The organism is Pseudomonas sp. A-1 (assembly GCF_004801855.1).
Lineage (GTDB): Bacteria > Pseudomonadota > Gammaproteobacteria > Pseudomonadales > Pseudomonadaceae > Geopseudomonas.
Map to the genome: position 1 here is coordinate 21,430 of NZ_SSTC01000052.1, position 9,872 is coordinate 31,301.

10 protein-coding genes are annotated in these 9,872 nt (G+C 68.8%); 7 read left to right on the top strand and 3 right to left on the bottom strand.

Annotated elements, in window-relative coordinates:
- Positions 1-80: 80 nt before the first annotated feature.
- Complete coding sequence (locus E5198_RS13350) at positions 81-623, top strand: outer membrane protein assembly factor BamE (protein WP_136490488.1); 543 nt, start codon at positions 81-83, stop codon at positions 621-623.
- Positions 624-684: 61 nt separating this feature from the next.
- On the opposite strand, the gene E5198_RS13355 is transcribed toward E5198_RS13350, so the two are convergent.
- On the bottom strand, positions 685-1,005 hold the full coding sequence (locus tag E5198_RS13355; protein ID WP_136490489.1) for an RnfH family protein: 321 nt from the start codon (positions 1,003-1,005) through the stop codon (positions 685-687).
- A complete protein-coding gene (locus E5198_RS13360) occupies positions 998-1,432 on the bottom strand; it encodes a type II toxin-antitoxin system RatA family toxin (RefSeq protein WP_136490490.1) in 435 nt (144 codons plus the stop codon). Before E5198_RS13360 ends, E5198_RS13355 begins: the two co-directional genes overlap by 8 nt.
- A gap of 116 nt (positions 1,433-1,548) precedes the next feature.
- Between E5198_RS13360 and smpB the strand changes: the two genes are divergently transcribed.
- On the top strand, positions 1,549-2,031 hold the full coding sequence (smpB, locus tag E5198_RS13365) for an SsrA-binding protein SmpB (protein WP_136490491.1): 483 nt from the start codon (positions 1,549-1,551) through the stop codon (positions 2,029-2,031).
- 39 nt (positions 2,032-2,070) lie between these two features.
- Here the strand turns inward: smpB and E5198_RS13370 are convergent, their stop codons facing one another.
- Positions 2,071-2,847: a GntR family transcriptional regulator gene (locus tag E5198_RS13370; RefSeq protein ID WP_136490492.1), complete on the bottom strand. Its 777-nt coding sequence runs from the start codon at positions 2,845-2,847 to the stop codon at positions 2,071-2,073.
- A gap of 298 nt (positions 2,848-3,145) precedes the next feature.
- On the opposite strand from E5198_RS13370, the gene E5198_RS13375 reads away from it, so the two are divergent.
- From E5198_RS13375 to E5198_RS13395, 5 genes are all read left to right on the top strand, one after another.
- Positions 3,146-4,843: an L-lactate permease gene (locus tag E5198_RS13375; protein ID WP_136490493.1), complete on the top strand. Its 1,698-nt coding sequence runs from the start codon at positions 3,146-3,148 to the stop codon at positions 4,841-4,843.
- 103 nt (positions 4,844-4,946) lie between these two features.
- Positions 4,947-5,771 carry a (Fe-S)-binding protein gene (locus E5198_RS13380; protein ID WP_136490494.1) on the top strand — a complete coding sequence of 275 codons (825 nt, stop codon included), beginning with the start codon at positions 4,947-4,949 and terminating at the stop codon, positions 5,769-5,771.
- The gene (locus E5198_RS13385; RefSeq protein WP_136490495.1) at positions 5,768-7,216 is read left to right on the top strand and encodes a LutB/LldF family L-lactate oxidation iron-sulfur protein; all 1,449 of its coding nucleotides are present in this window, start codon (positions 5,768-5,770) and stop codon (positions 7,214-7,216) included. The genes E5198_RS13380 and E5198_RS13385 overlap by 4 nt, the downstream gene beginning before the upstream one ends.
- Entirely contained in the window at positions 7,216-7,887 is a 672-nt protein-coding gene (locus E5198_RS13390) for an LUD domain-containing protein (protein WP_136490496.1), read from the top strand. The genes E5198_RS13385 and E5198_RS13390 overlap by 1 nt, the downstream gene beginning before the upstream one ends.
- Positions 7,884-9,872, top strand: a 1,989-nt coding sequence (locus tag E5198_RS13395) for an FAD-binding and (Fe-S)-binding domain-containing protein (RefSeq protein ID WP_136490497.1), incomplete at its 3' end; no start/stop codon positions are given. The genes E5198_RS13390 and E5198_RS13395, both read left to right, overlap by 4 nt.

The window sequence follows — 9,872 nt, forward strand, 5'->3', positions numbered from 1 at the left end:
GGGGAGCGCTTCGCAGCCCCCCTCAATGCGGGTATGATCCCGTTTCTGTTGCCCGCCAAGATAGTGGAAGAGACCCACCGATGCAAAAAGCCAAGCTCATGCTGACCGGCCTCACCTTCCTGGGACTTGCAGCACTCGCCGGCTGTTCGTTTCCGGGGGTGTACAAGATCGATATCCAGCAGGGCAACGTGGTTACTCAGGACATGATAGACCAGTTGCGCCCCGGAATGACCCGGCGCCAGGTGCGGTTTATCATGGGCAACCCGCTGATCACAGATACCTTCCACGCCAACCGCTGGGACTACCTGTACAGCATCCAGCCCGGCGGCGGCGCGCGCCAGCAGGAGCGCATCAGCCTGATGTTCGACGGCAACGACCAGCTGGTCGGCCTGTCCGGCGACTTCATGCCCGGCCAGAGCCGCGACGAGGCCATTCTCGGCAGCGACAGCGATACCCAGGTGGTCGAGCAGGCTCCGACCGAAGGCACTCGCCCCGCAGCGCCCGAAGTCGTCGAACCCACCCCGGCAGCCGGCTCGCTGCTCGAGCAGATCCAGCGCGAAGTCGACGAGACCAAGGCAGTGCCGGTGCCGACGCCCGCGCCGCTGGATGTCGACGCCGAGTGAACCCCCCGGCGCAGATAGCAGAACGCCCGAGACCTGTCTCGGGCGTTTGCGTTTACGGGCGTCAGGCGTCCTCGCCGCCCTTGGCCCTGGCCACCTTGGCCGCGCGCTGCTTGCGCGCCTCCTTGGGATCGGCGATCAGCGGCCGGTAGATTTCCACCCGCTCGCCTTCCTCCAGCACCCGCTCCTCCGGCCTGGGCACCGCCTTGCCGAAGATGCCCATGGGCGCGCTGGCCACATCCAGGCCGGGAAAGAACGCGGCGATCCCCGAGCGCTCGGCGGCCTCGCGCATGCTGGTACCACGCGGCACGCTGAGGCGCAGCAGTTTCTGCCTGTCGGCGAGGGCGTAGACCACCTCCACCGCGATGCTGTCCGGCTTATCCATACAGCTGCCTGGCTCTCTGGCAGAAGGCGTCGACCATGGTGGTCGCCGCCTGGTTGAACAACGGCCCGAGGGTGGCCTTGACCAGCGCCCCGGAGTAGTCGAAGGTCAGGTCAAGGGTGATCTTGCAGGCGCTGTCGCTCAGCGCCTGGAACTGCCACAGGCCGTACAGGGCGCTGAACGGCCCCTGCTCCAGCTTCATCTCGATCGACTCGCCCGGCACCAGGGTATTGCAGGTGGTGAACTGCTGGCTGATCCCGGCACGCCCCACCTTGAGGGTGGCGCGCATGCGCGTCGGGCCGCTCTCCAGCACCTCGGTCGCCGAGCACCAGGGCAGGAACTGCGGATAGCTGGCCACGTCGTTGACCAGGTCATACAGCGCCTGCGCCGGATAGGGCAGCAGGGCCGAACGTTGGATGTGCGTGCTCATGCAGGACTCGCCGGAAAATATCCGCGCATTGTCCGGATTTCGCCGGCACGGCTCAAGCGCCACACCGCGCGAGACGCATGGCGCTGCGCGCGGCAAGTCCCTATAATGCGCGGCCTATGGCTAAACAGAAAAAACACCCCGCCGGCACCATCGCCCTCAACAAGAAGGCGCTGCACGACTATCACATCGACCAGCGCTTCGAGGCGGGCATCGCCCTCGCGGGCTGGGAGATCAAGAGCCTGCGCGCCGGCAAGGGCCAGCTCACCGACAGCTACGTGCTGCTCAAGGACGGCGAGGCCTGGCTGTTCGGCAGCCACATCACTCCGCTGAACGCCGCCAGCACCCATGTCATCGCCGACCCGACGCGCACCCGCAAGCTGCTGCTGCACAAGCAGGAACTGGGCAAGCTGTTCGGCGCCGTGCAGCAGAAGGGCTACGCCTGCGTTGCCCTCGCCCTGTACTGGAAGAAGCACCTGGTCAAGTGCGAGATCGCCCTGGCCAAGGGCAAGAAGGAGTTCGACAAGCGCGCCGTGGCGAAGGAGCGCGACTCCGACCGCGAGATCCAGCGCGCTATCCGCAGCAAGGGCAAGGACGACTGAGTCTGCCCGGCGCCGTCCTCCGCGGTCGGCGCCCCCTGCCTAGCCTTCCGGCAAGCCCTGCCGGCGCCGCGCCCGCGCCTCGCGCCGTGCCTCCTGCTGCACCTCGGCCAGCACCTCCTGCACGTAGTGGATGTGCCGGCTGGAAATCGCCCGCGCGTCCTCGGCGCGCCCCTCGACGATCGCCTCGTACAGCTCGCGGTGCTGACGCATCAGCATCTCGCGGGTCTCGCCGCGCTGCGCGTACATGCCGCCGATATTGGTCACCACGTTGCGCTTGAGCAGGTCGAACAGCCCCTTGATGGTGTGCAGCAGCACCGCGTTGTGGCTGGCCTCGGCGATCGCCAGGTGGAAGCTGGCATCGGCCAGCCCCTCCTCCGCCCCACCGCCCGGCCGCGACGCCGCATAGCAGGCCTGCAGGCGCTCGAAGGCCTCGCGCAGGCGCGCGTGGTCGACCGGCGTGGCGCGCTGCGCGGCGTAGTAGGCGCAGGCGCCCTCCAGGGTGTGGCGGAACTCCAGCAGGTCGCGCTGCGCCTCGCTGCTGGTCTCCAGCAGCTGCAGCAGCGGATCGCTGAAGGTCGCGCCGAGCGCCTCGGCAACAAAGGTGCCACCACCCTGGCGGCTGACCAGCAGACCACGTGCCGCCAGCTTCTGGATCGCCTCGCGCAGCGAGGGCCGCGACACGCCGAACTGCTCGGCCAGCGCGCGCTCCGGCGGCAGGCGCTCGCCGGACTTGAGCGAGCCCTCGAGGATCATCGCCTCGAGGCGCTCGACGATGTCATCCGACAGACGGCGCTGCCGAACCGGACCGAATCCCATTGCTCCCCTCTCCACTGGTTTGACCACCAAACGCCCGCCCCATCGGGGCGGCCGGCAAGCCTAGCGCCGTCGGCGTCAACCTTACAGAGCGGCGCCGCCCGACGAAAGTCGTAGCGGGGTGAATTGACAGCATCCCCGCTGACTTTTTAACCTGACCGGCGCCGCCTGTAAATTGGTATTACCAATTCAGGCCAACAAGTCCAAGAACCGGCCAACGAGGTCCAGCCATGTCTGCTCCGCTCGCCCGTTACACCCTGTCCACCTGCCTGCGCACCGCGCACTGATCCGAGGTATCGCCATGCAACCCGGAATCCTTGCGCTGCTCGCCTTCTCCCCGATCCTGCTCGCCGCCATCCTGCTGGTCGGCCTGCGCTGGCCGGCCAAGCGCGCCATGCCGCTGGTCTACCTGCTCACCGCCGGCATCGGCCTGTACGTGTGGGACATGAGCCTCAACCGCGTGCTCGCCTCCACCGTGCAGGGCCTGATCATCACCATCGGCGTGCTGTGGATCATCTTCGGCGCCATCCTGCTGCTCAATACCCTCAAGCACTCCGGCGGCATCACCGCGATCCGCGCCGGCTTCGCCACCATCAGCCCCGACCGCCGCATCCAGGCCATCATCATCGCCTGGCTGTTCGGCTGCTTCATCGAGGGCGCCTCCGGCTTCGGCACCCCGGCGGCCATCGCCGCGCCGCTGCTGGTGGCCATCGGCTTCCCGGCGCTGGCCGCGGTGCTGCTCGGCATGCTGGTGCAGAGCACCCCGGTGTCCTTCGGCGCGGTCGGCACGCCGATCATCATCGGCGTCAACAGCGGCCTGGACACCGCCAGCCTCGGCGCGCGCCTGGTCGAGCAGGGCTCCAGCTGGGAGCAGTTCCTGCAGATCATCACCAGCAACGTGGCGATCATCCACGCCACCGTCGGCACCCTGATGCCGCTGATCATGGTGCTGATGCTGACCCGCTTCTTCGGCAAGGAGAAGAGCTGGAAGGCCGGCTTCGAGGTGCTGCCGTTCGCCATCTTCGGCGGCCTGGCCTTCACCCTGCCCTACGTCGCCACCGGCGTGCTCCTCGGTCCGGAGTTCCCCTCGCTGGCCGGCGGGCTGATTGGTCTGGCCATTGTCACCACCGCCGCCCACTTCGGCTTCCTGGTACCGAAGAAGACCTGGGACTTCGCCGATGCCAAGGACTGGCCGAGCGAGTGGCTGGGCAGCGTGGAGATGAAGCTCGACAGCCTCACCCAGCGCCCGATGAGCACCCTGCGCGCCTGGCTGCCCTACGTGCTGGTCGGCGCCCTGCTGGTGATCAGCCGGGTGTTCCCGGAAGTCGGTGCCGCGCTCAAGTCGGTAGTGCTGGTGTTCCCCGACCTGCTCGGCGAGAAGGGCATCAAGGCCGACTTCATGCCGCTGTACCTGCCGGGCGGCATCCTGGTCGCCGTGGTCATCGCCACCTTCTTCCTGCACGGCATGAAGCTGCGCGAGCTGACCGCCGCGGTCGGCGAGTCGAGCAAGGTGCTGCTCGGCGCCGGCTTCGTGCTGCTGTTCACCGTGCCGATGGTGCGCATCCTGATCAACTCCGGGGTCAACGCCGCCGACCTGCCGAGCATGCCGATCGCCATGGCGCAGTGGGTGGCCGACAGCGTCGGCGGCATCTACCCGCTGCTGGCGCCGAGCGTCGGCGCCCTGGGCGCCTTCATCGCCGGCTCCAACACGGTGAGCAACATGATGCTCAGCCAGTTCCAGTTCGGCGTGGCCGAGACCCTCGGCATCTCCGGCGCGCTGATCGTCGCCGTGCAAGCCATCGGCGCCGCCGCCGGCAACATGGTGGCGATCCACAACGTGGTGGCCGCCTCGGCCACCGTCGGCCTGCTCGGCCGCGAGGGCACCACCCTGCGCAAGACCGTGTGGCCGACCTTCTACTACGTGCTGTTCACCGGCCTGATCGCCCTGTTCGCGATCTACGTGCTCGGCGTCAGCGACCCGCTGGTGGTCGCCCGCTGACCGGCAACCGCCGATCGTGCGAAATCCGCCTGCGCGCGGATTTCGCCGTTGCCGCCCCCTGTATATAAGCTGGATGGACAACCGGCCCAACCGGAGCCCCGCCATGAGCGACCTGTTCTACAACGCCGCGCCCAACGCCACCCGCGTGGCGCCGCCGCTGCCGACGCCGCGCCAGTACCCGGCGCACAAGCCGGCCAACGTCTACCTGTTCGGCACCTGCGTGCTCGACCTGTTCTTCCCCGAGGCCGGGATGGACGCCATCCGCCTGCTCGAGCGCGAGGGCATCCGCGTGCACTTCCCGCAGGGGCAGAGCTGCTGCGGCCAGCCGGCCTACACCTCCGGCTACACCGACGAGGCCCGCGAGGTGGCGCGCGCCCAGCTCGCCCTGTTCGAACAGGACTGGCCGCTGGTGGTGCCGTCAGGCTCCTGCGCCGGGATGATCCGCCACCACTACGCCGAGCTGTTCAAGGACGAGCCGGCCACCCTCGCCCGCGCCCAGGCGCTGGCCGAGCGCACCTTCGAACTGGCCGAGTTCCTCCTCTATATCTGCAAGGTCGAGCTGCAGGACCAGGGCGCGCCGACCAGGATCGCCCTGCACACCTCCTGCTCGGCGCGCCGCGAGATGAACACCCACCTGCACGGCCGCGCCCTGCTCGCCCAGCTGACCAGGGTCGAGCGCGTCGACCACGACCACGAGAGCGAGTGCTGCGGCTTCGGCGGCACCTTCAGCGTGCGCATGCCGGACATCTCCGGCGCCATGGTCGCCGACAAGACCCGCGCCCTGCAGGAAACCGGCGCCGCCCAGGTGGTCAGCGCCGACTGCGGCTGCCTGCTCAACATCAACGGCGCCTTCGAGAAGCAGAACGCATCGCTGCGCGGCCAGCACCTGGCCAGCTTCCTCTGGCAGCGCACCGGAGGTGCCCGATGAACAGCCAGGTCCGCATCCCCGCGGTGGAGATTCCCAGCCGCGAACTCAAGCACAACGCCCACGCCGCCCTCGGCGACGCCCAGCTGCGCGGCAACATGCGCAAGGCCATGGACTCGCTGATGGCCAAGCGCCTGGCGTCGATGCCCGACGAGCACGAGCGCGAGCACCTGCGCGAGATGGGCAACCACGTGCGTGCCCGCGCGCTGTCGCAGCTGCCCGAGCTGCTCGAGCGGCTGGAAGCCAACCTGACCCGCAACGGTGTGAAGGTGCACTGGGCGGAGACGGTGGACGAGGCCAACGCCATCGTCCTGTCGATCATCCGCGCCCACGAGGCGCGGCAAGTGATCAAGGGCAAGTCGATGGTCAGCGAAGAGATGGACATGAACCATGTGCTGGAAGCCGAGGGCATCGAGGCCCTGGAATCCGACATGGGCGAGTACATCATCCAGCTCGACCACGAGAAGCCCACCCACATCATTATGCCGGCGATCCACAAGAACGCCCGGCAGGTCGCCGACCTGTTCCACGACCGGCTCGGCGAACCCTATACCGAAGACGTCGACCAGTTGATCCAGACCGGTCGGCGTGTGCTGCGCAAGAAGTTCTTCGAGGCCGACATCGGCGTCTCCGGGGTCAACTTCGCGGTGGCCGAGACCGGCACCCTGCTGCTGGTGGAGAACGAGGGCAACGGCCGCATGTCGACCACCGTGCCGCCGGTGCATATCGCCGTCACCGGGATAGAAAAAGTCGTCGAGAACCTGCGCGACGTGGTGCCGCTGCTGTCGCTCTTGACCCGCTCGGCGCTCGGCCAGGGCATCACCACCTACGTCAACATGATCTCCGGGCCGCGCAAGGCCGACGAGCTGGACGGCCCGCAGGAAGTGCACCTGGTGCTGCTCGACAACGGCCGCAGCCAGGCCTTCGCCGACGGCGAACTGCGCCAGACCCTCAACTGCATCCGCTGCGGCGCCTGCATGAACCACTGCCCGGTGTACACCCGCATCGGCGGCCAGGCCTACGGCACCGTGTATCCGGGGCCGATCGGCAAGATCATCTCGCCGCACCTGATGGGCCTGGAGAACACTCCGGACCACCCGTCCGCCTCCTCGCTGTGCGGCGCCTGCGGCGAGGTCTGCCCGGTGAAGATCCCGATCCCCGCGCTGCTGCGCCGCCTGCGCGAGGAGAACGTCAAGAGTCCGGACGCCCCGCACCAGGTGATGCGCGGCCAGGGCAGCAAGTACTCGGCCGGCGAACGCCTGCTGTGGAAGGGCTGGCGGCTGCTCAACACCTCGCCGCTGCTGTACCGCACCTTCGGCTTCTTCGCCACCCGCCTGCGCGGCCTGACGCCGAACCAGCTCGGCCCGTGGACGCAGAACCACAGCGCACCGAAACCCGCCGCCCGCTCGCTGCACGAGCTGGCCCGCGAGCACCTGGAGGGCAAGTGATGTCTGCCAAAGCCAATATCCTCGCCAAGCTGCGCAGGAGCCTCGAAGGCACCCGCCCGCTCGCCGACGACTACGACGTGAGCCTGGTGACCGAGCCGTGGCGCTACCCGGCCGGCGAGCGCGTCAACCGCCTGCGCCAACTGATGGAAGCGGTGCACACCGAGACCCACCTGACCACCACGACCGAGTGGCCGGCGCTGGTCGAGCGGCTGCTCGCCGACAAACAACTGCCCAGCCTGCTGATCGCCCCGGGCACCGCCCACGGCGCCCAGCTGGCCGCGCACTTCGCAGGCCGCGCGGGCCTGCCGGCGCTCAAGGCCTACGACCGCCCGGTCGAGGCGTGGAAGGCCGAGCTGTTCGATGACACCCCGGCCAGTCTGACCGGCACCCTCGGCGCCATCGCCGCCACCGGCACCCTGATCCTCTGGCCGGACCGCCACGAGCCGCGCCTGATGAGCCTGGTGCCGCCGGTGCACTTCGCCCTGCTCAGGGCCAGCACGATCCGCGACAACCTCTACGAGGTGATGCAGGAACAGCAGTGGGCCGCCGGCATGCCGACCAACGCCCTGCTGGTGTCCGGGCCGTCGAAGACCGCCGACATCGAGCAGGTGCTGGCCTACGGCGCCCACGGACCCAAGGACCTGATCGTGCTGATCCTGGAGGACGCATGAGTCTGCCGGCCGCCTTTATTAGTGCCGTCGAACGGCTGATCCCGCGCGAACGGCGCTTCGACGACCCGCTGTCCACCCTGGCCTTCGGCACCGACGCCAGCTTCTACCGGCTGATCCCCCAGCTGGTGCTGCGCGTCGAATCCGAAGCCGAGGTGGTCGAGCTGCTCAGACTGGCCCATGCCGAGCGCGTGGCGGTGACCTTCCGCGCCGCCGGCACCAGCCTGTCCGGCCAGGCGATCAGCGATTCGGTGCTGATCGTGCTCGGCGACAACTGGAACGGCCGCGAGATCCGCGGCGGCGGCGCGCAGATCCGCCTGCAGCCGGGGGTGATCGGCGCCCAGGCCAACGCCGTGCTGGCGCCGCTGCAGCGCAAGATCGGTCCGGACCCGGCGTCGATCAACGCGGCGAAGATCGGCGGCATCGTCGCCAACAATTCCAGCGGCATGTGCTGCGGCACCGCGCAGAACAGCTACAAGACCCTCGCCGGCCTGCGCCTGGTGCTGGCCGACGGCACCGTGGTGGACAGCGAGGATGCGGCCAGCGTGCGCGCCTTCAGGCAGAGCCACGCCACGCTGCTCGCCGAGCTGGCCGAGCTGGGCCGGCAGACCCGTGCCAACACGGCGCTGGCCGACAGGATCCGTCACAAGTACCGGCTGAAGAACACCACCGGCTTCTCGCTCAACGCGCTCATCGACTACGACGACCCGCTGGACATCCTCAACCACCTGATGGTCGGCTCGGAGGGCACCCTGGGCTTCATCAGCGCGGTGACCTACGACACCGTGCCGGACTACCCGCACAAGGCCAGCGCGCTGATCGTGTTCCCCGACGTGGCGAACTGCTGCCGCGCCGTGCCGGTGCTGCGCCAGCAGCCGGTGTCCGCCGTCGAGCTGCTCGACCGCCGCAGCCTGCGCTCGGTGCAGGACATGAAGGGCATGCCGGCGTGGGTCAGGGAGCTGTCCGCCGGCGCCTGCGCGCTGCTGATCGAGTCGCGCGCCGCCAGCCAGAGCCTGCTGCACGAGCAGATCGCGCGGATCATGGCGTCCATCGCCCACTTCCCGGTGGAGAAGCAGGTCGACTTCAGCGAGGACCCGGCGGTCTACAACCAGCTGTGGAAGATCCGCAAGGACACCTTCCCGGCGGTCGGCGCGGTGCGCCGCACCGGCACCACGGTGATCATCGAGGACGTCACCTTCCCGGTCGAACAGCTGGCCGAGGGCGTCAACCGCCTGCTGGCGCTGCTGGACAAGCACCGCTACGACGAGGCGATCATCTTCGGCCATGCCCTGGAGGGCAACCTGCACTTCGTGTTCACCCAGGGCTTCGACAGCGACGCGGAGAAGGCCCGCTACGAGGCGTTCATGCAGGACGTCGCCCAGCTGGTGGCGGTGGAGTTCGGCGGCGCGCTGAAGGCCGAGCATGGCACCGGGCGCAACATGGCGCCCTTCGTCGAGCTGGAGTGGGGCGCAGAAGCCTACCAGCTGATGTGGAAGATCAAGCGCCTGCTCGACCCGCGCGGCATCCTCAACCCCGACGTGGTGCTCTCCGAGGATCCCGAGATCCACCTGAAGAACCTCAAGCCGCTGCCGGCCGCCGACGAGATCGTCGACAAGTGCATCGAGTGCGGCTTCTGCGAGCCGGTCTGCCCGTCGCGCGGCCTGACCCTGACCCCGCGCCAGCGCATCGTCATCTGGCGCGACATCCAGGCCAGGAAGCGCGCCGGCATCGACACCAGCGAGCTGGAGCGCGCCTACCGCTACCACGGTCTCGACACCTGCGCCGCCACCGGCCTGTGCGCGCAGCGCTGCCCGGTGGGCATCAACACCGGCGACCTGGTGCGCAAGCTGCGTGCCGAAGGCGCCGGGCACGCCGGCACCGCGAGCTGGCTGGCCGGGCACTTCGCCAGCGCGCTCAAGGGCACCCGTCTGACCCTGGCCGCCGCCGACACGGCGCGCCGCCTGCTCGGCGCGCCGCGCCTGGCCGCG

Excerpts from the sequence above, each read along its gene's own strand:
- E5198_RS13375 (WP_136490493.1), top strand. The coding sequence starts at position 3,146 with ATGCAACCCGGAATCCTTGCGCTGCTCGCCTTCTCCCCGATCCTGCTC.
- E5198_RS13370 (WP_136490492.1), bottom strand. The coding sequence starts at position 2,847 with ATGGGATTCGGTCCGGTTCGGCAGCGCCGTCTGTCGGATGACATCGTC.
- E5198_RS13380 (WP_136490494.1), top strand. The coding sequence starts at position 4,947 with ATGAGCGACCTGTTCTACAACGCCGCGCCCAACGCCACCCGCGTGGCG.
- E5198_RS13355 (WP_136490489.1), bottom strand. The coding sequence starts at position 1,005 with ATGGATAAGCCGGACAGCATCGCGGTGGAGGTGGTCTACGCCCTCGCC.
- E5198_RS13385 (WP_136490495.1), top strand. The coding sequence starts at position 5,768 with ATGAACAGCCAGGTCCGCATCCCCGCGGTGGAGATTCCCAGCCGCGAA.
- E5198_RS13360 (WP_136490490.1), bottom strand. The coding sequence starts at position 1,432 with ATGAGCACGCACATCCAACGTTCGGCCCTGCTGCCCTATCCGGCGCAG.
- E5198_RS13350 (WP_136490488.1), top strand. The coding sequence starts at position 81 with ATGCAAAAAGCCAAGCTCATGCTGACCGGCCTCACCTTCCTGGGACTT.
- E5198_RS13390 (WP_136490496.1), top strand. The coding sequence starts at position 7,216 with ATGTCTGCCAAAGCCAATATCCTCGCCAAGCTGCGCAGGAGCCTCGAA.
- smpB (WP_136490491.1), top strand. The coding sequence starts at position 1,549 with ATGGCTAAACAGAAAAAACACCCCGCCGGCACCATCGCCCTCAACAAG.